Genomic DNA, 25,837 nt, shown 5'->3' with positions numbered 1-25,837 from the left:
CCCTTCGGGCGAAGGGGCCGGGCCGCCGTTCGTCCGCGCGGCCGCACCGTCACGCGGTGCCGGGGACGGCGCCGTCCGCGCCGGTGACCGGCAGCTCCCGCAGGGCGTGGGAGCGGAAGGTGGTGTCCCAGGTGAGCTCTTCGACCGGGACGGCGAGGGCGAGTCCGTGCAGCCTGTGCAGCAACACCGCGAAGGCGACCTCCAGTTCGAGGCGGGCCAGCGGGGCGCCCAGGCAGTAGTGCACGCCGTGGCCGAGGGCGAGGTGGCCGGTGTCCGCGCGGGCCGGGTCGAAGCGGTCGGCGTCGGGGTAGCGGGCGGGGTCGCGGTGGGCGGAGGACAGGCACAGCAGCACGGTCTCACCGGCGGGGACGGTCACCCCGCCGATCCGCAGCGGCTCGGTGGGGAAGCGGCGGATCGCTGTCTGGTTGGGGTGGACGTGGCGCAGCAGTTCCTCGACGACGCCGGGCAGGAGGGCCGGGTCGCGGCGGACGGCGGCCAGGTGCTCCGGGTGGCGCAGCAGGGTGAGGACGCCGCCGCTGATGACGGCCTCGGTGTTCTCGCTGCCGGCCAGCAGGATGAGGAAGGCGAGGGAGACGAGCTCGTCCTCGCTGAGCCGGTCCTCCTCGTCCCGCGCGGCGATCAGGGCCGACAGCAGGTCGTCACCGGGGTCGGCGCGGCGTACGGCGACCAGGTCGACCAGCAGCCGGTGCAGCCCGGCGACGGCCTCGGCCACGTCCTGCGGGCGGCGCGGCGTGAGCATCCGCCCGGCCAGGCCCGAGAACCGTACGCGGTCCGCCTCCGGCACCGCGAACAGGTCGCCGATGACGGTGAGGGGCAGGACGGCGGCGAAGCCGGCGACCAGGTCGGCGCGGCCCTCGGCGGCGATCCGTTCGGCGAGCCCGCCGGCGAGTTCCTCGGCGGCCCGCTCGATCCGCGGGCGCAGGGCGGCGACGCGGCGCGGGGTGAAGGCCTTGGAGACCAGGCGGCGCAGGCGGAGGTGGTCGGCGCCGTCGAGGTTGAGCAGGTTGGCGTCGAGGGCGGGCGGGAGGGAGAAGCCGCGGTAGCCCGCGTCGGCGTGCCGCTTGTCCACGGACAGGCGCGGGTCCGCGAGCCCCGCACGGACGTCGGCCTCGCGGGTGACCAGCCAGGCGTGCGAGCCGTCGGGCAACTGCACCCGGTGCACCGGGGCTTCGGCGCGCAGGGCGGCGAACACGGCGTGCGGGTCGGCCCGGTAGGCGTCACCGAAGGGCTGGGGAAGGCCGGGGAGGGCGGCGTGCGTGGTCATGGGGCCCATCCTCGCAGCGGGTGAGGGCCGGGGCGGCGGGCGCGGACCGGCCCCGGCCGGCGTGTGACGACGGCCACAGCCGTACGACGGAACCGGATGGTCCGTCGACCCCATCGAACTCAGGGACGAAGCAAGATCCCGACCGTGGATCCCGGCCAGGGGGTGGCACATGTCCGCGACGGTCCGCAGGCGGGCCCTGCGCCTGTCCGTGCTGCTCGGCGTGTGCGTGGCGCTGCTGCTGGCCGGGGCCGCCTACCTCTGGCAACTGCGCGCCTTCGCCGGGTACCTGGCCGACGGCGACGCCACGACCGGCACCTACGTCCAGGACCCCCGGCTCGCGGACCGGGCCGCGGAGCAGGTGCTGGGCGGCTCCGGGCGCACCGTCCCGGACCCGCCCCCGGCCGACGCCGCTCCACGCGCCGACGCCACTGCGCCGGCCGGCGGCGCTCCGCAGGCCGGGCCCGTGACGCCGTACGCGAGCCCCGTGCCGTACACGTACCCGGAACCGTCCGGGCCGGCGGCGGCCGACGACGACGGGACGGTGGAGCGGCACGCCGCGGTCGCCCCCGGTCCCGAGCCGGCCCTCGGTGCGCTGTTCTCCCCCGGTGACGACGGGGACCCGGAGCACCACTGCTCGGCCAGCGTGGTGCGCTCGCCCGGCGGCAGCATGATCGTCACTGCCGCGCACTGCGTGTACACCTGGGGCTTCAAGACCAACCTCGCCTTCGTGCCCGGCTACCGGAACGGCGCGCAGCCGTACGGGGTCTGGGTCCCCACCCGGATCGACATCGACCCGCGCTGGAGCGAGCACAGCGACCCCGACCACGACGTGGCGTTCGTCCAGTTGCGCCGCCCCGGCCACCCGGGCGCCCGCCTGGAGGACCTGACCGGCGCGGCGCCGGTGGCCTTCGGCGCCCCGCTGCCCGCGCCCGGCGCCCACCTGTGGGGTTACCCCAACACCGCGGAGGAGCCGCTGACCTGCCGGGGCACCGCCCGGGCCGCCGGTCCCACGCAGGTGCGCTTCGACTGCACCGGCTTCCCCAACGGCACCAGCGGCGGCCCCCTCCTCACGGCCGCCGGCGAGCTGATCGGGGTGATCGGCGGCCGGTACGGCGGCGGGGACGACGCCACCTCGTACAGCAGCCGCTTCGACGCGGCCACGCGGGCGCTCTACGCCCGGGCGGCGGGCGGACCGCCGGTCACCGGCTGAGCGGGTAGTCGGGGGTCATCGGGGCGGCCGGCAGCCGCCACTTGGACAGCACGCGCAGCATCACGGCCGGGGTGAGCAGGGCGTTCGGCGACTCGGTGAGCGAGAGCACCCCGAAGAACCGCCCGGAGACGGCGGGGTCGGTGTTGGCGGCGACCATCACCCGGGTCATGTACTGCTGGAGCACCCGTGTCACCCGGTCCGGCGCGGGGCCCTCGGTCTCCGGGTAGCGCAGGTCCTCGCTGGTGGCGATCTGCCAGGCCACGGCCGCCGTCGCGGAGATCCGGCGCTGGATGCGGCGGCTCGCGGCCGGGACCTCCCCGGGCTCCAGGGGTGCGAGGGCCTCGCGCAGCGCCCGGGCGGCGAGGGCGGCCACCGTCATGCCGTGGCCGTAGACGGGATTGAACCGGCAGGTGGCGTCGCCGATGACGACGAAGCCGTGCGGCGGGTCGGCCAGCCGCTCGTAGTGGCGCCACTCGTTGGCCGTGTGCCGGAACCCGGTGGGCGCGGTCAGCGGTTCGACCTCGCGCAGGGCGTCGTAGAGGGCGGGGCTGCGCAGGGTGCGGGCGTAGCCGAGGAACTCCTCGGCCCTGGTGGGCGGGGCGTGCCGGCCGTTGCCGACGAGCGTGACCAGCCAGCGTCCGCCGTCCTGCGGCACGAGGACGGCGCCGCGCGGGAGGTCGGGACGGCCCTGGACGTACATGGCCTCCCAGGCGCGGCCGTCGTGGGGCGGCGCCCTGAAGTACCGGCTGGAGTAGGCCAGATGGGAGTCGTACCGGGTGACGTCCGGCCTCGCCCAGCCCGCCTCGGCGAGCCACGCCGGCGCCTTGGAGGTGCGCCCGGTGGCGTCGACGACGAGCGAGGCACGGACCACCTCCCCACCCAGCGGCCCGGCGGAGCCGCGGTCGTGGCCGCGGTCGCGGACCCGTACGCCGACCACCGCCCGGTGCGCGGCGTCCGCCACGAGGCCGGTCGCCTCGCAGCCGCCGCGGAAGGTGATGCGCGGGTCCGCCAGGACCGCGCGGCGCACGGCCCAGTCGATCAGCTCGCGGCCGGCCACCAGGATCTGGGCGCCCGGCACCTTGCCGAACCAGTCGGCGGGGCTCAGCCAGAGCAGGTCGCCCGGGCTCTCCAGCAGCCGGCCGCCGCGCGCCAGCACCTCGCCGGTCACCCCGGGCAGCAGCTCGTCGATCAGCCGTACCCCGCGGGACCACAGCACGTGGACGTGCCGCGACTGCGGGAGCCCCGGCCGGAACGCCGGCGCGTCCTGCGCCGGAGCGTCCCGTTCCACCAGGGTCACCCGTGCGAACCGTTCGGCCAGCACCCGCGCCGCCAGCAGCCCTGCCATCCCGGCGCCCAGCACCACCACGTGATCGTCCATGCGCCGAGTCTCGCGAGGGCCCTCGGGCCCGGTCACCCCCACACGCCGGGCGCCCGGGGGCACCTCGGGGCGCCCGGGCGCGCGCCGGGGGCTCACACGGGGTCCGTGCGAGGCCGGGGCAGCTCGGCATTACCGGCGGTAACCATACCGTCGGACAAGCCCTTCGCCGCAGGCCAGTAGAGTGCGGATCCGATCGTTCCCGCCCCCTGACGAGGATCCGCGCCGTGAGCTCCGCACCCCCTCCCCCGCCCGGCACCCCCGTGACGGTCGTCGGCATCGGCGCGGACGGCTGGGACGGGCTCACCGCCCCGGCCCGGCGCGCGCTCACCGAGGCGGAGGTGCTGATCGGCGGCCCCCGCCAGCTGGACCTGCTGCCCATGCCCGACTGCGCGGGCGAGCGGGTGGCCTGGCCGAGCCCGCTGCGGCCGGCCGTGCCGCGGCTGCTGGCCACGCACGCGGGCCGGCGGATCGCGGTGCTCGCCAGTGGCGACCCGATGTTCTACGGCATCGGCCGCGCCCTGTCCCAGGAGGCGGGCCCCGACGCCCTGCGGGTGCTGCCGCACCCGTCCTCGGTCTCGTACGCCTGCGCGCGGCTGGGCTGGCCCGTGGAGGACACCGAGGTCGTGACGGTGGTGGGCCGCCCGGTGGCGCGCCTGGCCGCCGCCCTGCACCACGGCCGCCGGGTCCTCGTGCTCAGCGCCGGAGCGGACTCCCCCGGCGCGATCGCCTCGCTGCTGGTGGAGCGGGGCTTCGGCGCCAGCCGGATGCGCGTCCTGGAGCAGCTCGGCTCGCCGGCCGAACGCTCCTGCGCGGGCACGGCCGAGGGCTGGGCGCACCCGGCCGGTGACCCGCTGAACGTGGTCGCCGTCGAGTGCGTGCGCGACCCCGGCGCGCTGCGGCTGGGCGCCGCGCCCGGGCTGCCCGACGCGGCGTACGAGAGCGACGGGCAGCTCACCAAGCGGCATGTCCGCGCCGCGACCCTCGCCGCGCTCGCGCCCGCGCCGGGCGAACTGCTGTGGGACATCGGCGGCGGCTCCGGCTCCATCGGCATCGAGTGGATGCGCACGCACCCGTCCTGCCGGGCGCTGACCGTGGAGCGGGTGCCGGTGCGGGCGGAGCGGATCGTCCGCAACGCCGCGGCGCTCGGCGTGCCGGGGCTGCGCGTGGTGACGGGAGCCGCGCCGCAGGCGCTGGCCGGACTGCCGGTGCCCGACGCGGTGTTCATCGGCGGCGGCCTGACCGCGCCGGGTCTGCTGGACGCGGTCTGGGCGGCGCTGCCGGCCGGCGGCAGGCTGGTGGCCAACACCGTCACCCTGGAATCGGAAGCCCTGCTCGCCCGCTGGTACGGCGCGCACGGCGGCGAGCTGGTGAAGCTGGCCGTGGCGCACGCCGTGCCGGTCGGCGGTTTCACGGGCTGGCGGCAGGCGATGCCGGTCACGCAGTGGTCGGTCACCAAGGAAGGCAGCTGAGTCATGACCGTCTACTTCATCGGAGCGGGCCCCGGCGCCGCGGACCTGATCACGGTGCGCGGCGCCCGGGTCCTCGCCGCCAGCCCGGTGTGCCTGTACGCGGGCAGCCTGGTCCCTCGGGAGTTGCTGGCCGAATGCCCCGAGGGGGCCCGGCTGGTGGACACCTCGCAGCTGGACCTGGACCGGATCGTGGCGGAGATGACGGCCGCGCACGAGGCCGGGTCGGACGTGGCGCGGCTGCACTCCGGCGACCCGTCGCTGTTCAGCGCGGTCGCCGAGCAGATGCGCCGCCTCGACGCCGCGGGCATCCCCTACGAGGTCGTCCCCGGGGTCCCGGCGTTCGCCGCGGCGGCGGCCTCGCTCAAGCGGGAGCTGACCGTGCCGACCGTCGGCCAGACGGTCATCCTCACCCGCATCGCCCAGCAGGCGACCCCCATGCCGCCGGGCGAGGACCTGGCCACGCTCGGCCGCAGCGGCGCGCTGATCGTGCTGCACCTGGCGACGCGCTACGTCGACCGGGTCGTGGCGGAGCTGCTGCCGCACTACGGGGCCGACTGCCCGGCCGCGGTCGTGGCGATGGCCAGCCGGCCCGACGAGCTGATCCTGCGCGGCACGCTGGAGGACATCGCCGGCCAGGTCAAGGCGCACGGCCTGGTGCGCACGGCCGTCATCGTGGTGGGCCGCACCCTGGCCGCCGAGGAGTTCCGCGACAGCCACCTGTACTCGCCGGAGCGCGACCGGCATGTCTGCTGAGCCCGGCGCCGCCGCGCCCCACGTGCTCGTCCTCGGTGGCACCACCGAGGCCCGCGGGCTGGCGGAGGCACTGGCCGGGGGGCCGTACCGGGTGACCACGTCCCTGGCGGGCCGGGTCGCGGCGCCGGCCCTGCCGCCGGGCGGGACCCGGATCGGCGGCTTCGGCGGTCCGGCCGGCCTGGCGGCCTGGATGGTGGAGCACGCGGTGACCCGACTGGTCGACGCCACCCACCCGTTCGCCGGCCGGATGAGCTTCCACGCGGCCGAGGCCGCGGCGCTCGCGAACGTCCCTCTCCTGGCGCTGCGCCGCCCGGCCTGGCAGCCCGTACCGGGGGACGTGTGGCACCGCGTCCCGGACCTGGAGGCGGCGGCGCGGGTCCTGCCGGACCTCGGCAGCAGGGCGTTCCTGACGACCGGGCGGACGGGGCTGGCCACGTTCGCGCACCTGGACCGGGTGTGGTTCCTGGTCCGCTCGGTGGACGCACCCGGGCCACCGGTGCCGGCGCGTACCGAAGTCCTGCTGGCCCGCGGCCCGTTCGACCTGGCCGAGGAGCGCGCACTGCTGCGCAGGCACCGGATCGACGTCCTGGTGACCAAGGACAGCGGCGGCTCGGCCACCGCGCCCAAACTGACCGCCGCCCGCGAGTGCGGCGTGCCGGTCCTGATCGTCGACCGCCCGCCGACGCCCCCCGGCGTCCCCGAGGCCGCCTCGGTCGAGGCAGCCCTGGAGCACCTGGCCCAGGAACTGCCGTAGCCGCCCGGCCGGGTCGCTCCACGGCCCCGGCCAGGCGTGCGGCGCCGCTCTCCCGCAAACGCTTTGAGTACCTCAAACGATTCCTTTGAGGAGAGGCATTTCCTCGACTCCTGCCCCAAATGACCTTGCGCCGCGCGCGGGGCATCGGAAAGACTGCAGCAGTCGCCAACGTTCACGGGGGAAGGGAAGCGATGCGCGGCAGAGCCATGCCCTGCGCCGCTCGCATCGCCGTGGCGCCTGTTGTGCCGGAACGGCACGCGCCGCCACAAATTCCGGACCCCACGCGTAGTCCTCTTCGTCAGCTGATCCTGCTGGGAGAAATCGCGTGATCCAGTCGTCGCTCACACAGCAGCGATTATGGTTCCTCAACCAACTCGAAGAATCCGAAGGAACGTGGAACGTCCCGGTCGCGGTGCGATTACGCGGACCGGTTGACCTGTCGGCATTGTCACGTGCCGTACGGGACACAGTGATCCGCCAGCGCACGTTGCGGACGGTGTTCGTCGACCGGGGTGGCGTCCCCTGGCAGCGGGTGCTGGAGCCGGACGAGGTGCGCGTCCCGTGGGAGGTCGTGGCGGCTCCGGCCGATCCGGCCGAGCTGGCCGCCCGGTTGACGGCGCACTCCCTGCGCGGCTTCGATCTGGCCGCCGAACTCCCTCTACGCGTCACGGTCCTTGAGCGGGGACCGCAGGACCGCGTCCTGCTGCTGGTGATGCACCACATCGCGATGGACGGCTGGTCGCTCGGACCGCTCTTCCGCGACGTCTCGACCGCCTACCGCGCGCGGGCCGAAGGGCGCGAGCCCGTCTGGGAACCGCTCCCGGTCGAGTACACCGACTACGCGGAGTGGCAGCGCGAGCTGCTGGGCGAGGCGTCCGATCCGGACAGCCTGCTCAGCCGCCAACTGCGCTACTGGCAGGGCGCACTGGCCGCAGTGCCCGCCGAGCTCCCGCTCCCCTTCGACCGGCCCCGCCCCGCCGTCCCCTCGCACCACGGCGCTGCGGTGCCGCTGCGCCTGGACGCGGAGCTCCACGAGGCGCTGACCGGACTGGCCAAGCGGACCGGAACCAGCCTCTTCATGGTCTTCCACGCCGCCCTGGCGGCCACGCTGACCCGGCTCGGGGCCGGGACCGACATCCCGATCGCCGTCCCCACCGCCGGCCGCTCCGAGGAGATGCTGGACGACCTGGTCGGCTTCTTCATCAACACGCTCGTGCTGCGCGTCGACACCTCCGGGGACCCGACGTTCGAGCAGCTGCTGGCCCGGGTGCGCGACGTGGCGCTGGGCGCGTTCAGCCACCAGGACGTGCCGTTCGACCGGGTGGTCGAGGAACTGAACCCGCAGCGCTCGCTGTCCCGCCAGGCCCTCTTCCAGATCGTCCTGAACGTGAACGAGAGCGGGGAGACGACCCTGCGGCTGCCGGGCGTGGAATGCACGGAACATCCCGTCGAATTTCCCGTCGTACGCTTCGACATGTGGCTCGGCCTGAGCGAGTCGAAGGCACCGGACGGAGAATGCCGAGGAGTCGTCGGGGAACTGCTGTACAGCACCGAACTCTTCGACCCCGGCACCATGCAGAACCTCGCGGAGAAATTCGTTTCCCTGCTGCGGTCGGTCGCGAGCGACCCGCGGCTTCCACTGGCTTCGAGGAACTCGCCCCGCACCCTGGGGGCGGTTCGCAGAAGGCCGGTGCACCTCCAGACGCCCTAGCAGTCCGCACCCAAAAGGTGGGAGGCACCGTGACCGGTTCAACCGGTTTATCAAGCATGAAGAAAAGCATTTACGAACAAGAGGGATGGCTCTTGTCGCCGGAGGTCCTGGGCGAGGAACTGATCGCCGCCGTGACCGGGCGCATCGAGGAACTGAGCGCCGAGGACCGGCCCGAAGTCGTGTACGAGAAGGGCACCCGTACCGTACGGGCCATCCATGGATGCCATCTGTTCGACGACCTCTGCCGCCGGCTCGTACGGCTGCCCGCCCTGCTCGGACTGGCCGAGGAACTGCTCGGCGAGCCGGTGTACGTCTACCAGTTCAAGGTCAACATGAAGCAGCCGAAGGAGGGCGTCGCCTGGCCCTGGCACCAGGACTACTCCTTCTGGCACCACGAGGACGGCATGGCCGCCGACAGGGCGGTCAACATCGCGATCCACCTCGACGAGGTGCACGAGAAGAACGGCCCCTTGCGGATCATCCCCCGCACCCATCGCCTGGGCCTGCTCGACGAGCGGGTGGGGGCCGGCGGCGGCGACTGGCACGACCACGTCTCGGCGGACCTGGAGTACACGGTCCCCGACGGCATCGCCGACGCGCTCGCGGACGAGCACGGCGTCGTGCACGCGACGGGTCCGGCGGGCTCGCTCTACGCCTTCCACCCGACGCTGGTCCATTCCTCGACCGACAACCTCTCCGAGGACCGCCGCGCCCTGCTCCTGGTGACGTACAACGCCGTCGCCAACGCCCCCGAGCGGCTGAGCCGGCCCGAGTTCCTCGTCAGCAGGGACACCACCCCGCTGACCCTGGCGGCGGCCGACGCCCTCTGAGCACCGCGCCGGTGCCCCCACGGACGCGTCGACGTCCGACGAGCCGCGCCCGGGCGTCGCCCGCCCCGGCACCGCCGCATCCCTCACCGGCACGCCCCGTCTTCCACCCCATCAGCACGGCCGCCCGCGCGCACCCCTGCCCGCAGACGGCCGCCCCTGCTCAGGAAGGAGTGAAGTCGCATGCTTGACGCCGAGATGTACCGGGACGAACTGGTCAAACTGGGCCTGCACAAGATCGCCCATCAGGACGAGACACTGATCGACCACATGTTCCGGGTCTGCTCCATCCTCCAGCACATGAAGGCCGCGGAGCACGTCTGCGTCGCCGGCCTCTTCCATGGCGTCTACGGCACGGAGGGCCTGCACAACGACGACGTCGAGGCCATTCCGGACGCCAGGCGCACCGAGGTCCGCGCAGTCGTCGGACCCGAGATCGAACAAATGATCTTCAACTTCTCCGTCATGAGCTACGCGTCGCTCGGCAAGAGCTTCCGCAAGGTGATGCGCCCGAACGGCGTTCCGGAGCTCAAGGACCGGCGCACCGGCGAGGACATCGCGCTGGACCGGGAGCAGTTCCTGGACCTGCTCCGCATGAAGCTGGGCGACGTCCTGGCGCACCTTCCGCCGCAGGTCGGCCACACCGTGCTCGACGTACCGACGGAGTACGCGGGCTTCTGGAGGATCGCGGCCGAATGGCTCGGTCCTGACGAGATCACCACATGGAACACGTTCACGGACGTCACGGGAGGCGAACTGTGGATCGACCCGGAGCAGAGCTGATGAACCAGGCCTGGGAAGGCTTCCGACTGTCCCGGCAGCAGGAGCGCCTCGCCGGCCTCGCCGCCGGCGGACCCGCGGCCCGTACGGTCGCCCGGGTGCGGCTGTCCGGCCCGGTCGACCGTGCCGTGCTGGAGCAGGCGGCCCACGACGTGGCGTCGGCGCACGAGATCCTGCGCACCGCCTACCGCAGGGTCCTCGGCGAGAACAGCGCCGTGCTGATGGTGATCGAGGACGCGCCGCGGATCCGCGTGACGGAGCGCTCGGGTGACGACGCGGCGCTGGCCGCGGTGCTGGACGAGGCGCGCGCTGCGGACCTCGACGACTGCCCCGTGCGGTTGGTGCTGTTCACCCATGCCGACGCCGGCCGGTCGCTGGTCCTGTCGGTGCCCCGGCTGAGCATGGACGCCCGCTCCGTGGAGGTCTTCCTGCGCGATCTGCAGCAGGCGTGTTCCGCGCGGCTGGCGGGCGCGCGGTGGGAGCGCGAGGTCGCCGCCCAGTACGCCGACTACGCGCAGTGGCAGTTCGACGAGGCGGTACCGACGAAGGAGGACAAGGAGGCCGCCGCCGACCGCCAGGCGCGCCTGGCGGCCCTGCCGCCCCGGCACCTCCCGCTGGAACTGCGCTCCGGCGAGACCAGGCACGAGGAGCTGCGGTGGACGCTCCCGGCGCCGCTGGCCCGGCGGCTGCGGGCCCTCGGTGACGGCTACGGCAGCGGTCTGCGCGGCGTCCTGCTGACCGGCTGGCTCGGCGCGCTCTGGCACGCCACGGGACGGCCGGCGGCCCTCGCGGTCGACGTGCCGCTCGTACGGCGCACGATGGGCGAACTGGAGTCGGCGATCGGCCTGTTCGAGACCGCGCTCCCGCTCTTCGCGGAGATCTCCGAGGCGACGACGCTGGAGGACCTGCTGCGTGCGGTGGACCAGGAGCTCACGGCCCTGGAGCAGGCCGGCGAGAGCTCCGTCCTGCCGCCCAGGCAGCACGGCACCGGCATACCGGGGTTCGGCTTCGGCGACGCCGACGGCTTCGGGACGCGCGAGGACGGGCCCGCCTTCACCGACCTGCGGATCGAGCCGGCCGACGACGGCCACAAGATCGGCCTCCACGTGCGGGTCACGGGCGAGGAGGTCCGGCTCGCGCTGCGCCACCGGGCCGGGGGCATGGCCGAGGGCGGCGCCGAGGCGGTCATGACGTGCCTGCGGGCCGTCCTGGCGGCCCTCGGCGCCGACCCGTCGGCCGCCGTACCGGCGCTCGCCCTGCTCGACGAGGACGCGGCCCGGACGCTGATCGCGGCCACGCACCCCTCGCAGCCGCCGGGCACGGCGCCGGCGCACTGGCACCGCCAGGTCGAGCGGACCGCCGAGCGCACTCCCGGAGCCACGGCGCTCGCCACGGACACCCGCGAGTGGACCTACCGCGCACTCGACGAGGCCGCCAACCGCCTGGCCCGCGAACTCGCCGCACGGGGCGTACGCTCCGGGGACCTGGTCGGGCTCTGCCTGGAGCGCTCGGACCTGGCCGTGGTGACGATGCTGGCGATCGCCAAGGCCGGGGCCGGCTACGTCCCCGTGGACCCTCGCCTGCCCGCGCGGCGGCGCTCCGCCATCGCGACCGCGGCCGGCTTCCGGCACGTCGTCGCGACCGCCGCGGACGTCCCGGACCTGCCGCCGGGCTGCGAGGTCGTCGTGGTCGACGCGGACCTGTCGGTCTGCGCCGCGCGCGACGCCCGGCGCCCGGAGGTGGACACGCGGGACGACTCGCCCGCCTACGTCCTGTTCACCTCGGGCTCCACCGGCACCCCGAAGGGGGTGCTCGTCGGCCACGGGCAGCTCGCGGCCTACCTCGACGGCGTCACGGAACGCCTGGGCCTCGCCGGCCCGATCGACTCGGTCGCGCTGAGCACCCTGGGCACCGACCTGGGCAACACGGCGCTGTTCCCGGCGCTCATGTCCGGCGGTCGGCTGCGGATCGTCGCCGCGGAGGTCTCCTCGGACGCCCAGGCCCTCGCGGAGCTGCTGGCCGAGGAGAGCTACGACCTCCTCAAGATCACGCCCACGCACCTGGAGGCCGTCGTCACGGTGGCCGACGACCCGCGGCGGCTGCTGCCCCGCCAGGCCCTGGTCCTGGGCGGTGAGCCGCTGGGCTGGGGCACGTACAACATGCTCAAGGGCTTCCTCGGCGACTGCCGGCTCTACAACCACTACGGCCCGAGCGAGACGACCGTCGGTGTGCTGTGCGGCCAGGTCGCGTCGAACGGGATCTCGGCGCTCACCTCGACCGTCCCGTTGGGCACGCCGATGCGCCATGCGCGGGCCTACGTCCTGGACCCGCAGCGGCGCCCGGTGCCCGTCGGCGTTCCCGGAGAACTCTGGATCGGCGGCTCGTCGGTGTCCCAGGGCTACCTCGCCGGGACCGCCGAGCAGCAGGAACGTTTCGTCGAGGACCCGTTCTCCCCCGTTCCCGGCGCCCGGATGTACCGCTCCGGCGACAAGGCGCGCCTGCTCCCGGACCACGGCCTGGAGTTCCTGGGCCGGGTCGACCGGCAGATCAAGGTGCGCGGCTTCCGCGTGGAGCTGGGTGAGATCGAGGCCGTCATGCGCCGGCACCCCCGGGTGACGGGAAGCCTGGTCGTGGTGACCGGCGAGAGCACGGCCATGCACCTCGTGGCGTACCTGACCGATGCCGAGGGCAGCCGGGGCCAGGCGGAGTGGCTGCGCGCGTTCGTCGCCGAGAGCCTGCCCGAGTTCATGGTCCCCACGCACTTCGTGGCCCTGGACGCCTTCCCCCTGACCGGCACCGGGAAGATCGACTCCACGATGCTCCCCGCGCCGTGCACCTACAACGCCGCCCCGGCGGCCGGCGCGGCGCCCTCGACCCCGACCGAGAAGAAGGTCGCCGACGTCGTGGCGCAGCTCCTGCTGCTCGGCGAGGTCGGGGCCGACCAGGACTTCTTCGAGATCGGCGGCCACTCGCTGCTCGCCACCCAGCTGATCTCCAGGCTGCGCGACGAGTTCAAGGTCAACGTCAAGCTGCGGAACCTCTTCGAGCGGCCCGTGGTGTCGGAACTCGCCGAGTTCATCGACGAACTGCTGGAGCGGAAGGCGGGAGACGAACGATGAACCGGCAGACTTCGACCTTCGGCGGCGTGCGCCGGACCCGTAGGCCCGTCCCGGTCAGCGGGGAGGCCCTGGTCCGGGTGGAACCCCTGCACGACGGCACGCGGATGGTGTCCTGTACACCGACGGTGCCCCTGCTCGACGCACGCGAATGGCTGGCCGGTTCGGGCTCCCTGCTCCGCCGGCTGCGCGACGAGCACGGCGCCGTCCTGCTGCGCGGGTTCAGCCCGCTGGACGCGGCGGGGCTCGGTGAGCTCGCCACGGCGCTCTCCGGCGACCTGCTCGACTACAACAACCGGTCCACGCCGCGGACCAGGGTGAGCGGCAACGTGTTCACCTCCACCGAGTACCCGGCCGACCAGACCATCCCGATGCACAACGAGATGTCGTACACGGACGCGTGGCCGGACACGCTGTTCTTCGCCTGCGTGGTCCCGGCCGAGGAGGGCGGCGAGACGCCGTTCGCCGACAGCGCCCGGGTGTACGAACGGCTGTCGGCCGCACTGCGCGACCGCTTCGAGCGGCACGGGGTCATGTACGTGCGCAACTTCGGCCACGGCGTGGACCTGAGCTGGCAGGAGGCGTTCCAGACGGACGACCGCGACCAGGTCGACGCCTACTGCCGCACGCACGGCATGCAGACCGAGTGGCTGGGCGGGGAGCGCCTGCGCACCCGCCACGTGGTGCAGGCGAGCACGGTGTCCCGGACGACCGGGCAGCGGGTCTGGTTCAACCAGGCGCACCTGTTCCACGTCAGCTCGCTGCCCGCCGCGGTCGAGAAGACGCTGCGCGAGAGCTTCGCCGAGGACGAGTTGCCGCGCAACGCCCTCCACGGCGACGGCAGTCCGCTGCACCCGGACGACCTGGCCGAGATCCGGGCCGCCTACGCGGCGGAGGAGATCGCCTTCCCGTGGCGGACCGGTGACGTCGTGGTCATCGACAACGAGCAGTTCGCCCACGGCAGACGGCCCTTCACCGGGACGCGCTCGACGCTGGTGGCGATGGCATGAGCGACCCGTCCCTCTTCGACGCCGTCCGCGAGGAGATCGCGTACGCGTACGAGAACACCGTGTTCTTCCGCAAGCACATGGAGGACAACGGCCTGCGCCCGCAGGACATCAGGACCGCGGAGGACTTCCGGCGGATCCCGCCGACCTCCAAGGGCCACTACCGGCGCGGTTTCCCCGCCGCCGTGCTCGCCAAGGGGTACACCCTCACCTCGCCGAACGTCATGCGCTTCCAGAGCTCGGGCACCTCCGGCGAGCGCCTCAACAGCGCCATCATGTCCTACGACCTGGCGCGGCGGCAGGCCACCGGCTTCGGCGTCCACCGGGGCTTCGACGGCCTGTGGCAACCCGGAAGCCGGCCCCGGCTCTGCCGGTTCGCCCCGCCGAACTGCTCCGACGTGGAGTGCGCCACGGGGTTCTCCACCATGGAGGACCGGATCCTCCCGGACGGCACCCTGGTCCTCACGGTCGCCCACGACCTGCTGGCGACGCCCGAATGGCAGATCGTCAAGGCGCTGGACGAGATCGAGGACTACCGGCCCGACCTGCTGGTGGTGGACCCCACCCACTTCGCGTTCCTGACCCGGTGGGCGCGCCGGCTCGGCCGGAAGATCAGCTCGCCGCGCAAGCTGCACCTGGTGTCCGGATACACCCTCTTCACCCGTGTCGCGCGCCGCCAGATCGAGGAGTTCATGGGCCCGGAGCTGCCGATCGGCGACATGATCGGAATGTCCGAGCTGGGCTATCTGGGCTTCGAGTGCCACCGGCGCCGGCGGCACGTCAACACCAAGGACTTCTACCTGGAGTTCGTCCGCGACGGCCGGCCCGTCGAACCCGGGGAGCGGGGCGAGCTGTTCGTCACGACGATCGACGACGCCCTGATCCCGCGGATCCGCTACGCCACCGGCGACTGGTTCACCCCGCTTGGGGAGCCGTGCCCGTGCGGGTCGGAGCTGCCGGTGGTCCGCATCGAGGGCCGGGGCACCCACATGGTGCGCCTGCCCGACGGCCGGACCGTCACCCCCGGGGCCGTGGACGCCCTCGTCGGCGACGCCCCCTGGCTCGACCTGTACAAGCTGGAGCAGGACCGCAGCGGCGACTGCGCCTTCCGGTACGTGCCGGGCGACACGGCGCGGCCGCAGGACGCCGCCGCGCTGGAGGCCCGCCTCATGGAGGCGCTGGCACCCGCCCGGGTCCGCCTGGAGGCCGTGACCTACATCTCCTGCGAACGCAGCGGCAAGTTCCAGCCCTGTGTCTCCCACCTCTCCGCGGAAGGTGCACGATGACCGTACGACATCCCTGCCGGAGCGATTTCCCGGCGCTGCTGAGGGAGTTCGACGGACAGACGATCTCCTACCTGGACAACGCGGCGACGACCCTCAAGCCGCGCCCCGTCATCCAGGCCGTCACCGAGTACTACGAGACCAACGGGGCCAACATCCACCGCGGAAAGCACCGGCTGTCCGAGGAGGCCTCCGACGCCTACGAGGCCGCCCGCGTGGTGATCGCCCGGCACCTCGGCGCGGCCGCCAACGAGGTCGTGCTGGTCCGCAACACCACCGAGGCCCTCAACCTGGTCGCCGCCGGCCTGGACCTGCCCCCGGACGCGTACGTCGTCGGCTGCCTGGACGCGCACCACTCCCAGATGCTGCCGTGGCGCAGGGCCGGCCGCCTGGAGATGGCCAGGGTGGACGCGCACGGCCGGATCGACCGGGAGCACTTCCGTGCGCTGCTGCGCGGCCGGCCCCGGGTGGTGGCCCTCACGCACTGCTCGAACGTGACCGGAGTGGTCCACCCGGTCGCCGAGCTCGTCGCCGAGGTCCGCGCCGCCTGCGACGCCGTCATCGTCCTCGATGCCGCGCAGTCCCTGCCGCACCGGCGCGTCGACGTGCAGGAGCTGGACGTCGACTTCATGGCGTTCTCGATGCACAAGATGCTGGGTCCCACCGGCGTCGGCGTGCTGTTCGGCCGCAGCGCGCAGCTGGCGCGGCTGCGCCCCCTGTCCGTCGGCGGGGGGATGGTGGACTGGGTCGACCTCGACGGCAGCGTCGACCGGCGCATCCCGTACACGTTCGAGGCGGGCACCCCGGCGATCGCGTCGATCATCGGCAGCGCCGCGGCGGTCCGCTACCTGGAGGCGCAGGACACACCGCAGCAGCACCAGCACGCCGAGGAGCTCTGCGCGGCCCTCGTCGGCGGGGCGGTCACCCGTCCCGGGGTACGGCTGATCGGCCCTCCCGACACGACGGACCGCATCGCGCTCGCGAGCCTGCGGCTCGACGACCGGATCCCCACCGGCGAGGTCGCCCGGCTGCTGAGCGATTCGTACGGCTGCATGGTGCGCAGCGGCCACATGTGCGCGCAGCCGCTCGTCAGCGGGACGGCCGGCGGCGAGGTCCTGCGGGTCTCGGCGTACCTGTACAACGACGTGGCGGAGATCGAGGGCTTCTACCAGGCACTGGACGAACTGCTGAGCTGGATCGCTCCGGTGGCCGCGACGGGGGAGAAACTGTCATGACCACGAACCCCTTCGACGACGCTGAGGGCGCGTTCCACGTGCTGGTCAACGACGAGGGGCAGCACTCGCTGTGGCCGGCCTTCGCCGCCGTGCCCGCGGGCTGGCGGTCCGTCTTCGGCCCCGGCGCCCGGGCGTCCGCCCTGGAGTACGTCGAGACGGCCTGGGACGACATGCGGCCCCGGAGCGTCCGCGCGCCGCGGCGCGCGGGCGCCGGGACGGCCGAAGGAGGAACGCCCCGATGAATCCGGCCCCGGGCACCTTGGCGGCCCTCTTCGAGGAGCGGGTGGCCGCCTCGCCGCAGGCGACCGCGCTCACCGCCGGTTCGGTCACCCTCACCTTCGACGGCCTGAACCGGCTCGCCAACGGGCTGGCGCACGAGCTGATCCGGCGCGGCGTCGGCCCCGGCGACCTGGTGGGCCTGGCCCTCCCGCGCGACGTGCGCGCCGTCGTGGCACCGATCGCCGTGGCCAAGGCGGGCGCGGCGTTCCTCCCGCTCGACCCGGCGTACCCGCCGGCCCGGCTCGCGCTGATGGTGGCCGACGCCCGGCCCGCCCTGGTCGTCACCGACCCGGCCGGCGGGGACGGGCGGTACGGCGGCGCCCCGGCGGTCCTCGCGCTCGACGAGGAGCCGCCGCCTGCGTGGGCGGCGGCGGACGCGGGCGACCCCACCGACGCCCACCGGGTCCGGCCGCTGCGGCTCGGCCACCCGGCGTGGGTGATCTACACGTCGGGGTCGACCGGCACGCCCAAGGGGGTCGTGGTGCCGCACACCGGTGTCGCCGGGCTGGCCGAGGAGTACCGGCGCAAGACCGCCCGGTTCACCGCGGCGACCGGCCGCGCCCCCGGCACCCGCTTGCGGCTCGCCCACACGACGTCGATGTCCTTCGACGCCTCGCTGCAGGCGCTGCTGCTGCTGTGCGCCGGGCACGAGCTGCACCTGCTGGACGAACGGACCCGCCGGGACCCCGCCGAGGTGGTCCGCCACGTGGAGCGGGCCGGGATCGACTACCTCGACGGCACGCCCACCTACTTCGAGGCGCTGATCGAGGACGGGCTGCTGGCCGCGGCCGCCCGCCGGCCCCTGATGTGCGTCGTCGGCGGCGAGGAGATGCCGCAGCCGCTGTGGCGCCGGCTCGCCGAAGCCCCCGGCGTGGTCGCGCACAACACGTACGGTCCCACGGAGTGCACGGTCGACACCTCGGGCGCCGAGGTGGTGCCCGGCGCCCAGGTCACCATCGGCCGGCCCAACCCGGGCGTGCGCTACCTCGTGCTCGACGACCGGCTGCGCCCCGCGCCGCAGGGCGTCACGGGTGAGCTGTACATCGCGGGCGACGCCCTGGCCGACGGCTACCTGCGCCGGCCGGGCCTCACCGCGCTGCGGTTCGTCGCGTGCCCGTTCGCGGACGGCCCGGGCGCGCGCATGTACCGCACCGGCGACCGGGTGAGCGTGACGCCGCAGGGCACGCTGCTGTTCCACGGCCGCACGGACGACCAGGTCAAGATCCGCGGGCATCGCATCGAGCTCGGCGAGGTGGAGGCCGTGCTGCGGCGGGCGCCGGGCGTGGCGCAGGCCGTCGTCGTGGTCCGTCCGGATCCGGCCGGTGACAAGCAGCTCGTGGCGTATGTGGTGCCGGCCGCCGCAGGCGGCTTCCGCGCCGACCGCGCCCTCGCCGCGATGCGGGAGCAGCTGCCGGACCACCTGGTTCCGAAGGTGGTCACGACCATGGAGGCCCTGCCGGCCGGTGCGAGCGGCAAGGTCGACCGGACCGCGCTGCCCGCGCCCCGGTTCCCGACTGCGGCCGCCGCCTCCGCGGACGTCCGCGATCCGCGCCGGCGGCTGCTGTGCGAGCTGTTCGCCCAGGTCCTCGGGCGTCCCGTGGTCGGCCCGGACGACAACTTCTTCGAGCTGGGCGGGCACTCGCTGGCCGCGGCCCGGCTGGCCGGGCGCATCCGGTCGGCCCTGGAAGCGGCGGTCGACGTGCAGACGCTGTTCGAGGCACCGACCGTGGCCCTGCTCGCCGAGCGGCTGGCGGACGCGGAGCCCGCCCCGGCGGCGTTGGCGCCCCGCGACCGCCCCGAGCGCGTGCCGCTGTCGTACGCCCAGCGGCGGCTGTGGTTCCTCGACCGGTTCGAAGGCGCGTCGGCCACGTACAACACCACGGTCGCCCTCCCGCTGCGCGACGACGTCGACCCGGAGGTGCTGAGGGACGCGCTCGCGGACGTGGTGCACCGGCACGAGAGCCTGCGCACGGTCTTCCCGGAGCACGACGGCGAGCCGTACCAGCAGGTCCTGCAGGGGCCGGCGGCGGTTCCCCCGCTGACGCGGGTGAGCGTGCCGGCCGACGGGCTGGAGGCCGCCGTCGAGGCCGAGACGGCCGAGCCGTTCGACCTCACCCGCCGGCCCCCGGTGCGGGCGCGGCTGCTGGAGGTCGGCGACGGACGGCGTGTCCTGCTGCTGAGCGTGCACCACATCGCGACGGACGGCTGGTCCGACGTCCCGCTCGGCCAGGACCTGAACACCGCCTACCTCGCCCGTGCGCGGGGCCGCGCGCCGGCCTTCGCCCCGCTGCCCGTCCAGTACGCCGACTACACCCTCTGGCAGCGGGAGTTCCTCGGGGATCCCTCCGACGGCGGCAGCCGGATCGCCCGGCAGCTGCGGTACTGGCGCGAGGCGCTGAGCGGCCTTCCGGAGGAGCTGGCGCTGCCCTACGACCGGCCCCGGTCCGCCACCGCCGACCACCGCGGCGACCGGATCCCCGTACGTCTGGACGCCGACCTGCACCGGGAACTCGCCGCGCTCGCCCGCGCGAACGGCTGCACGGTCTTCATGGCCGTGCAGGCCGCGCTGGCCGCCCTGGTCCACCGCCTGGGCGGCGGGGACGACATCCCGTTGGGCTCCGCGGTCGCCGGTCGCGACGACGAGGCGCTGGACGGCCTCGTCGGGTTCTTCGTCAACACGGTCGTGCTGCGCACGGACCTCAGCGGCGAGCCGACCTTCCGGGAGCTGCTGGCACGCGTCCGCGGCCGAACCCTGGCCGCGCTCGCCCACCAGGACGTCCCGTTCGAGGCCGTGGTCGAGGCGGTCAACCCGGTGCGCTCCCCCGCTCGGCACCCGCTCTTCCAGACCATGCTCGTCTTCGAGGACGTGGGCGGGGACCGCTTCGAGGCGCCCGCGCTGACCGACCGTGCCGAGGCGGTCGGCACCGGCACGGCCAAGTTCGACCTCCTGTTCAACCTGGCCGAGCACGTCGACGGCGCGGGCGGGTACGGCGGGGTGGCGGGCAGTGTCGAGTTCGCGACCGGCCTGTTCGACCGGGCCACCGTGGAGGGCATGGTCGAGCGCCTCGAACGACTGCTGCGGGCGGTGGTGGCGGGCCCGGACCGGCGGATCTCGACGATCGGCCTGATCAGCGACCGGGAACTCGACCTCCTGCGCGAGTGGAACGACACGGCGATGCCGGTGCCCACGGCCTCCCTCGCCGCGCAGATCGAGCAGCGCGTGGCCGAGTCCCCCGACAGCCTCGCTCTCAGCGACGGCCGTACCCGGCTGACGTACGCCCGGATGAACGAGCGCGCCAACCGCCTCGCCCGCCTCCTGGTCGACCGGGGCGCCGGGCCCGAGGTCCGGGTCGCGGTGTCGCTGCCGCGCTCCGTGGACCTCGTGCTCGCCTATGTGGCGATCCTCAAGGCGGGGGCGGTCTACCTGCCCATCGATCCGGAGTACCCGGCCGACCGCCGGGCCTACATCGTCGAGGACGCCCGGCCGGCGCTGGCCCTCACGGCGGCGGACGGCCTGCTGCCCGGGGTGCCCGCGGTACGGCTGGACGACGCGGGCTGGGCCGCGATCACCGCGTCCTACGACGGGGCCGACCTGACCGCGGACGAGCTCCTCGGTGTCCCCGGGCCCCAGGACGCCTCGTTCGTCATCTACACGTCCGGGTCGACGGGCAGGCCCAAGGGCGTCGTCGTCCAGACCCAGGTGCTGGTGAACCTCCTGGCCTGGGGGCGCAGCACCTATCCGGGCAGCGAGGGCTGCCGGGTGGCGCACTTCAGCTCGCTCATGTTCGACGCGTCGATCCACGAGTTCCTGGGTGCCTTCCTGCACGGCAAGGCACTGCTCGTCCCCACGGAGGAGACCCGGCTCGACCCGGTGGAGCTGGCCCGCTGGCTGGACCGGGAGGGCGCCACCGAGCTGTTCGCACCCGACCTCGTGGTGAACGCGGTCTGCGAAGCGGCCGACGAGCTGGGGCTGGAGCTGGCGCGCCTGCGGCACGTGCGGCAGGCGGGCGAGGCGCTGCGGCTGACCGACCAGGTCGTGCGCTTCTTCCGGGAGCGGCCGCACGTCTCGCTGCACAACGAGTACGGGCCGTCGGAGACCCATGTCATCACCGCCGCCGCACTGCCCGCGGACGTGGACGGATGGCCGGCGACGGCCCCGATCGGCGGACCGATCTGGAACTGCCGGGTGTACGTCCTCGACGAGACGCTGCGGCCGGTGCCGCCCGGCGTGGCCGGCGAGCTGTACCTCGCCGGCGCGAACGTGGGCCGGGGCTACCTCAACCGTCCTGACCTGACCGCCGCCCGCTTCGTGGCCGACCCCTTCGGCCCTCCCGGGACCCGGATGTACCGCTCCGGCGACCGGGCGCGGTTCCGGGCCGACGGAGCCGTGGAGTTCCTCGGCCGGGTCGACGACCAGGTCAAGATCCGTGGCGTGCGGATCGAACTCGACGAGATCGTGGGCGTGCTGCTCGGCTGTCCGGCCGTCGCGCAGGCGGCCGTCCTGGCGGACCGGCTGCCCTCGGGCGAGCAGCGGCTGGTGGCGTTCGTGACGCCGTCCGCGACCGCGCCGGAGCGACCGACGTCCGCCACGCTGCGGGAGTTCGCCGCGTCCAAGCTGCCCGTGTACATGGTGCCCGCGGCCTACGTGGTGCTCGACGCGCTGCCGCTGACCGCCAACGGCAAGCTCGACCGCCGGGCACTGGTGCTGCCGGAGGTCGGTGCCGAGGGCGTCCCGACCCCGCCCCGCAACGCCCGGGAGCGCACGCTCTGCGAGGTGTTCGCCGATGTCCTCGGGGTGGCCACCGTGGGCGTCCACGACAGCTTCTTCGACCTCGGCGGGCACTCGCTGCTCGCCGCGAGACTGGTCAACCGCGTCCGCGCGGTCACCGGCCTCGACCTGACCGTGCGCGATCTGTTCGAATCACCGACCGTGGCCGCGCTCGGGGCCCGGCCGGTCGGCACGCGGCCGGCCCGGCCCGTGCTGCGCCGCCGCACGGATCCCGCCTTGCACCGAACGGAGTTGCGATGACCGAAGCATCGCCTGACCACGACGTCGTGGCCGGGCCGGTGGACGGGGTGGCGGAGGTGGACACGATCGCTTCCAGCCGGCGGAACACCGCCGTGCTGGTCGTGTTCACCGCCGTCACCAATCTCGCGGACGGCGTCATGAAGATCGCCCTCCCGCTCGTGGCCACGACCCTCACCCGGTCCCCGGCGCTCATATCGGGTGTGATGCTGTCGCTGTCCCTGCCGTGGCTGCTCACCGCGTTGCACATCGGGGTCCTGGTGGACCGTGCCGACCGGCGCAAACTGGTGTGGCTGGCCAACGGGGTCCAGGTCCTGATGGTCGGCGTGCTGCTCGGGCTAGCCGTCGCGGACCTGCTGAACCTGCCGACCATCTACGTGTGCGGGGCCGTCCTGGGCGTCGCCGAGGTGCTCGCCATGACGGCCGCGGCGGCGCTCGTCCCCGACGTCGTCGCGGTGACCGGCCGGGAGCGGGCGAACGCCCTGGTGACGGGCGCCGAAACGGTGTGCCAGGAGTTCGCCGGTCCCTTCGTCGGCGGTCTGCTGGTGGGCGTGGGCGCGGCCTTCGCGCTCGGTGCCACCCTGGTCGGCTACGCCCTGACCGCGGCTCTGCTGGCCCTGCTGGTCTACCGGTTCCGGGGCGGCGCGGCGGGCGGCGAGGGGGCCGCGGCCCCGTCCGTCCGCGCGCAGATCGGCGAGGGCCTGGGCTTCCTGTGGCGGCACCGGCTGCTGCGCATGCTGGCCGTGGTGGTGGCGGTACTGGGCTCCTGCTGGGGCGCCTGGTTCGCCCTCATGCCGTTGTACGCGACCGGGCCCATGGGGCTGACCGCCGCCGACTACGGCCTGCTGGTGGGCGCGCTCGGTGTCGGCGGCGTGGGCGGCACGCTCGTCGTGGGCGGGTTCAACCGGCTCTTCGGGAGGCGCTGGGCGATGATGATCAACATCTTTCTGACCAGCGCGATGATGGCGGTCCCCGCGATGTCCGCGAACAAGTGGGCGGTGGGCTGCGCCGCCGTCCTCGGCGGCATGGGCGGCACCCTCTGGACGGTCAACGTCCGCACGGTCATGCAGACCCTCGTCCCGTCCTCCATGATGGGCCGGTTCGGCGCCGTCTTCCGCCTCTTCGCCTTCGGCTCCACCCCGGTGGGCGCCGCGGTCGCGGGCGCCCTGGCGGAATGGTCCTCCGCCCCGACGGCGATGGCGGTCCTCGCGGCGGCCTGCCTCGCCGTCTTCGTCCCCGTCCTGCGCGTGTTCACCCCGGCCGCGCAGGCGGAGATCGACGACCGGCTCAAGCAGCCCTAGACCGCGGCGCGCCCCGCGGCGCCGCGGCACCGCGGCACCGCGAGGGTCCGGCGGGTCCGTCCGTGACGACGGACCCGCCGGACCCTCGCTCCGTGCGCCCGAGGACCTCGCGGGCGCTCGCCCGGGCCTCGGGACACCGCCGGGCCTCGGGACACCGCCGGGCCTCGGAACAGCGCTAGGCCTCGGGATACCGCCGGGGAGTCCACGCCACCCGGGTCCCGTCGCCCCGCGCGGTGATCCTCGTCTGCGAGGAGCCGATCAGCAGGATCGTGCGCATGTCGACCTCGGCCGGCTCCAGTTCGGCCAGGGTCACGATGCGCACCGACTGCTCCGGGCCGCCGACGTCGCGGGCGACGACCACCGGGGTGTGCGCCGGACGCAGCTCCAGCAGCAGCTCCTTGGCCCTCGCGACCTGCCAGGTCCGGCTGCGCGAGCCGGGGTTGTACAGGGCCATGACGAGGTCGGCCGCGGCCGCCGCGCGCAGCCGCTCGGCGATGACCTCCCAGGGCTTGAGCCGGTCCGACAGGGAGATCGTGGCGTAGTCGTGGCCCAGCGGGGCGCCCGCCGCGGCGGCCGCCGCGTTCGCGGCCGTCACGCCCGGCAGCACCCGTACCGGCACGTCCTTGTACGCGTCCTGCCCGGCCACCTCCAGCACGGCCGTGGCCATCGCGAACACGCCCGGGTCCCCGCCGGAGACGACGGCCACCCGCTTGCCGCGCCGGGCCAGGTCCAGGGCGAACTCGGCGCGTTCGGACTCGACCTTGTTGTCGGAGCCGTGCCGCACCTGCCCGGGCCGGGTCGGCACCCGGTCCAGATAGGTGGTGTAGCCCACCAGGACCTCGGCGTCGGCCAGCGCCCGCCGGGTCTCGGGGGTCAGCCACAGCGGGCCGGCCGGACCGGTGCCGACGACGGCGACCTCGCCCGGACCGGACGGCTTGGCGCCGGGGTTGCCGACGCGGCTGGGCACGACGGCCACCGAGAAGTACGGCACCGAGCCGGGCTCGATGTCCGCGAGGTCGCCGGTGCGTTCGCCGGCCATGGTCGCCCGCTCCACGTAGCGCGCCTCGCCGAGGCGGCCGGAGTCGGCCAGCGCCTCCCGGACGGCCGGGAAGGTGCGGCCGAGCTTCATCACGACCGCGGAGTCGGTCGCGGCCAGCCGGGCGGTGAGCTCCTCCTGCGGCAGGGTGCCGGGCAGGATCGTGAGCACCTCCTCGCCCTCGACCAGCGGGGTCTGCAGCCGGGCCGCGGCGGCGCTCACGGAGGTGACACCGGGCACGACCTCGGTCACGTAGCGGTCGGCGAGCCGCTTGTGCATGTGCATGTACGAGCCGTAGAAGAGCGGGTCGCCCTCGGCGAGCACGGCCACGGTGCGCCCGGCGTCCAGGTGCGCGGCGAGCCGGGCGGCGGCCTCCTCGTAGAACTCGTCCATGGCGCCCTGGTAGCCGCCGGGGTGGTCGGTGGTCCCGGTGGTGACCGGGTAGACCAGCGGTTCCTCGATGTGGTCGGCGCGCAGGTGCCGTTCGGCGATGGAACGGGCGATCGACCGCCCGTGCCGGGCGCTGTGGTACGCCACCACGTCGGCCTCGCCGATCACCTCGACGGCCCGCAGCGTCATCAACGACGGGTCGCCCGGGCCGAGTCCGACCCCGTACAGCCGTCCCTTGGGCTGGTCGCTCATTCTTCCTCGCTCGCTATCGCGTTGACGGCCGCGGCCGCTATGGCGCTGCCGCCGCGCCGGCCCCGGACGATCAAGTGGTCCAGGCCCGAAGGGTGTTCGGCGAGGGCGTCCTTGGACTCGGCGGCGCCGATGAAGCCGACGGGCACGCCGATGACGGCGGCCGGACGCGGCGCGCCCTCCTCGATCATCTCCAGGAGCCGGAACAGGGCGGTCGGCGCGTTGCCGACGGCCACCACCGAACCCTCCAGCAGGCCGCGGTCACGCCACAGTTCCAGGGCGGCGGCGCTGCGCGTGGTGCCCATCCTCGCGGCCAGTTCCGGCACCGCGGGGTCGGACAGGGTGCACAGCACCGGGTTGTCGGCGGGCAGCCGCTTGCGCGTGACGCCGCTGGCGACCATCTGGACGTCGCACAGGATCGGGGCTCCGGCGTGCAGGGCAGCCCGGGCGCGCAGCACGACCTCGTCGGTGTAGCCGAGGTCGCGGGTGAGGTCGGTCATCCCGCAGGCGTGGATCATCCGCACCGCGACCTGGGCGACCGAGGCGGGCAGACCGGAGAGGTCCGCCTCGGCGCGGATCGTGGCAAAGGACTGCCGGTAGATCGCGGCCCCGTCCTTCTCGTACTCGAACACTGGGCTGTCGCTCATTTCTCTGCGGGGTCGGGGTCGGTGCGGACGGAGGTCGGGGGGCCGGCCGCGGGGCCGGCGCCGCCGCGTGCGCGGAGCAGGGCGGCCGCCAGGGCCAGGCC

At 74.2% G+C, this 25,837-nt stretch carries 18 protein-coding genes; 14 read left to right on the top strand and 4 right to left on the bottom strand.

All coding sequences use genetic code 11. The annotated features are described in order from the left end of the window. Positions 1–49 precede the first annotated feature (49 nt). Positions 50–1,285 carry a cytochrome P450 family protein gene (locus LG632_RS17960; protein WP_226728345.1) on the bottom strand — a complete coding sequence of 412 codons (1,236 nt, stop codon included), beginning with the start codon at positions 1,283–1,285 and terminating at the stop codon, positions 50–52. Positions 1,286–1,454: 169 nt separating this feature from the next. Here LG632_RS17960 and LG632_RS17955 point away from each other — a divergent pair, with 169 nt between their 5' ends. Then, positions 1,455–2,495 (top strand): trypsin-like serine peptidase, encoded by a 1,041-nt coding sequence (locus LG632_RS17955; protein WP_226728344.1) that lies wholly within the window; start codon positions 1,455–1,457, stop codon positions 2,493–2,495. On the opposite strand, the gene LG632_RS17950 is transcribed toward LG632_RS17955, so the two are convergent. Next, positions 2,485–3,873 (bottom strand): FAD-dependent oxidoreductase, encoded by a 1,389-nt coding sequence (locus LG632_RS17950; protein WP_226728343.1) that lies wholly within the window; start codon positions 3,871–3,873, stop codon positions 2,485–2,487. The genes LG632_RS17955 and LG632_RS17950 overlap by 11 nt on opposite strands. Before the next feature lie 224 nt (positions 3,874–4,097). On the opposite strand from LG632_RS17950, the gene cbiE reads away from it, so the two are divergent. The 13 genes from cbiE to LG632_RS17885 all read left to right on the top strand — a co-directional run bounded on the left by cbiE (position 4,098) and on the right by LG632_RS17885 (position 23,414). Next, positions 4,098–5,342: a precorrin-6y C5,15-methyltransferase (decarboxylating) subunit CbiE gene (cbiE, locus tag LG632_RS17945; RefSeq protein ID WP_226728342.1), complete on the top strand. Its 1,245-nt coding sequence runs from the start codon at positions 4,098–4,100 to the stop codon at positions 5,340–5,342. Positions 5,343–5,345: 3 nt separating this feature from the next. Further along, complete coding sequence (gene cobM / locus LG632_RS17940) at positions 5,346–6,095, top strand: precorrin-4 C(11)-methyltransferase (protein ID WP_226728341.1); 750 nt, start codon at positions 5,346–5,348, stop codon at positions 6,093–6,095. Then, on the top strand, positions 6,085–6,849 hold the full coding sequence (locus tag LG632_RS17935) for a cobalt-precorrin-6A reductase (protein ID WP_226728340.1): 765 nt from the start codon (positions 6,085–6,087) through the stop codon (positions 6,847–6,849). Before cobM ends, LG632_RS17935 begins: the two co-directional genes overlap by 11 nt. Before the next feature lie 325 nt (positions 6,850–7,174). Continuing rightward, the gene (locus LG632_RS17930; RefSeq protein ID WP_226728339.1) at positions 7,175–8,560 is read left to right on the top strand and encodes a condensation domain-containing protein; all 1,386 of its coding nucleotides are present in this window, start codon (positions 7,175–7,177) and stop codon (positions 8,558–8,560) included. A gap of 56 nt (positions 8,561–8,616) precedes the next feature. Continuing rightward, positions 8,617–9,390, top strand: coding sequence for a phytanoyl-CoA dioxygenase family protein (locus LG632_RS17925; RefSeq protein WP_226728338.1), 774 nt, complete (start codon positions 8,617–8,619; stop codon positions 9,388–9,390). 180 nt (positions 9,391–9,570) lie between these two features. Beyond that, positions 9,571–10,170, top strand: a complete 600-nt coding sequence (locus LG632_RS17920; protein WP_226728337.1) for a DUF6817 domain-containing protein — start codon at positions 9,571–9,573, stop codon at positions 10,168–10,170. Beyond that, positions 10,146–13,286 (top strand): non-ribosomal peptide synthetase, encoded by a 3,141-nt coding sequence (locus tag LG632_RS17915; RefSeq protein WP_226728336.1) that lies wholly within the window; start codon positions 10,146–10,148, stop codon positions 13,284–13,286. Before LG632_RS17920 ends, LG632_RS17915 begins: the two co-directional genes overlap by 25 nt. Then, positions 13,283–14,293, top strand: a complete 1,011-nt coding sequence (locus LG632_RS17910; RefSeq protein ID WP_226728335.1) for a TauD/TfdA family dioxygenase — start codon at positions 13,283–13,285, stop codon at positions 14,291–14,293. The genes LG632_RS17915 and LG632_RS17910 overlap by 4 nt, the downstream gene beginning before the upstream one ends. Further along, complete coding sequence (locus tag LG632_RS17905; protein ID WP_226728334.1) at positions 14,290–15,576, top strand: phenylacetate--CoA ligase family protein; 1,287 nt, start codon at positions 14,290–14,292, stop codon at positions 15,574–15,576. Before LG632_RS17910 ends, LG632_RS17905 begins: the two co-directional genes overlap by 4 nt. Then, entirely contained in the window at positions 15,573–16,808 is a 1,236-nt protein-coding gene (locus tag LG632_RS17900; RefSeq protein ID WP_226728333.1) for an aminotransferase class V-fold PLP-dependent enzyme, read from the top strand. Before LG632_RS17905 ends, LG632_RS17900 begins: the two co-directional genes overlap by 4 nt. Beyond that, the gene (locus LG632_RS17895) at positions 16,805–17,050 is read left to right on the top strand and encodes an MbtH family protein (protein WP_226728332.1); all 246 of its coding nucleotides are present in this window, start codon (positions 16,805–16,807) and stop codon (positions 17,048–17,050) included. The genes LG632_RS17900 and LG632_RS17895 overlap by 4 nt, the downstream gene beginning before the upstream one ends. Further along, complete coding sequence (locus LG632_RS17890; RefSeq protein ID WP_226728331.1) at positions 17,047–22,116, top strand: non-ribosomal peptide synthetase; 5,070 nt, start codon at positions 17,047–17,049, stop codon at positions 22,114–22,116. The genes LG632_RS17895 and LG632_RS17890 overlap by 4 nt, the downstream gene beginning before the upstream one ends. Continuing rightward, complete coding sequence (locus tag LG632_RS17885; protein WP_226728330.1) at positions 22,113–23,414, top strand: MFS transporter; 1,302 nt, start codon at positions 22,113–22,115, stop codon at positions 23,412–23,414. Before LG632_RS17890 ends, LG632_RS17885 begins: the two co-directional genes overlap by 4 nt. Positions 23,415–23,589: 175 nt before the next feature. On the opposite strand, the gene LG632_RS17880 is transcribed toward LG632_RS17885, so the two are convergent. Together LG632_RS17880 and LG632_RS17875 are read right to left on the bottom strand one after the other, a co-directional pair. Further along, positions 23,590–25,092 carry a precorrin-2 C(20)-methyltransferase gene (locus LG632_RS17880; protein ID WP_226728329.1) on the bottom strand — a complete coding sequence of 501 codons (1,503 nt, stop codon included), beginning with the start codon at positions 25,090–25,092 and terminating at the stop codon, positions 23,590–23,592. Continuing rightward, positions 25,089–25,736, bottom strand: coding sequence for a precorrin-8X methylmutase (locus tag LG632_RS17875; RefSeq protein WP_226728328.1), 648 nt, complete (start codon positions 25,734–25,736; stop codon positions 25,089–25,091). The genes LG632_RS17880 and LG632_RS17875 overlap by 4 nt, the downstream gene beginning before the upstream one ends. Positions 25,737–25,837: the final 101 nt, after the last annotated feature.

Origin of the sequence: Streptomyces antimicrobicus, from assembly GCF_020532625.1 — a bacterium.
Taxonomy (GTDB): domain Bacteria; phylum Actinomycetota; class Actinomycetes; order Streptomycetales; family Streptomycetaceae; genus Streptomyces; species Streptomyces antimicrobicus.
Note: the sequence above shows the minus strand (reverse complement) of the source record. Positions and strands in the feature narration are given on the sequence as shown.

What these genes read in the sequence shown, in the direction of transcription:
- LG632_RS17960 (WP_226728345.1), bottom strand. Translation starts at nt 1,285, where the DNA reads ATGACCACGCACGCCGCCCTCCCCGGCCTTCCCCAGCCCTTCGGTGAC.
- LG632_RS17955 (WP_226728344.1), top strand. Translation starts at nt 1,455, where the DNA reads ATGTCCGCGACGGTCCGCAGGCGGGCCCTGCGCCTGTCCGTGCTGCTC.
- LG632_RS17950 (WP_226728343.1), bottom strand. Translation starts at nt 3,873, where the DNA reads ATGGACGATCACGTGGTGGTGCTGGGCGCCGGGATGGCAGGGCTGCTG.
- cobM (WP_226728341.1), top strand. Translation starts at nt 5,346, where the DNA reads ATGACCGTCTACTTCATCGGAGCGGGCCCCGGCGCCGCGGACCTGATC.
- LG632_RS17935 (WP_226728340.1), top strand. Translation starts at nt 6,085, where the DNA reads ATGTCTGCTGAGCCCGGCGCCGCCGCGCCCCACGTGCTCGTCCTCGGT.
- LG632_RS17925 (WP_226728338.1), top strand. Translation starts at nt 8,617, where the DNA reads ATGAAGAAAAGCATTTACGAACAAGAGGGATGGCTCTTGTCGCCGGAG.
- LG632_RS17920 (WP_226728337.1), top strand. Translation starts at nt 9,571, where the DNA reads ATGCTTGACGCCGAGATGTACCGGGACGAACTGGTCAAACTGGGCCTG.
- LG632_RS17910 (WP_226728335.1), top strand. Translation starts at nt 13,283, where the DNA reads ATGAACCGGCAGACTTCGACCTTCGGCGGCGTGCGCCGGACCCGTAGG.
- LG632_RS17905 (WP_226728334.1), top strand. Translation starts at nt 14,290, where the DNA reads ATGAGCGACCCGTCCCTCTTCGACGCCGTCCGCGAGGAGATCGCGTAC.
- LG632_RS17900 (WP_226728333.1), top strand. Translation starts at nt 15,573, where the DNA reads ATGACCGTACGACATCCCTGCCGGAGCGATTTCCCGGCGCTGCTGAGG.
- LG632_RS17895 (WP_226728332.1), top strand. Translation starts at nt 16,805, where the DNA reads ATGACCACGAACCCCTTCGACGACGCTGAGGGCGCGTTCCACGTGCTG.
- LG632_RS17890 (WP_226728331.1), top strand. Translation starts at nt 17,047, where the DNA reads ATGAATCCGGCCCCGGGCACCTTGGCGGCCCTCTTCGAGGAGCGGGTG.
- LG632_RS17885 (WP_226728330.1), top strand. Translation starts at nt 22,113, where the DNA reads ATGACCGAAGCATCGCCTGACCACGACGTCGTGGCCGGGCCGGTGGAC.
- LG632_RS17880 (WP_226728329.1), bottom strand. Translation starts at nt 25,092, where the DNA reads ATGAGCGACCAGCCCAAGGGACGGCTGTACGGGGTCGGACTCGGCCCG.
- LG632_RS17875 (WP_226728328.1), bottom strand. Translation starts at nt 25,736, where the DNA reads ATGAGCGACAGCCCAGTGTTCGAGTACGAGAAGGACGGGGCCGCGATC.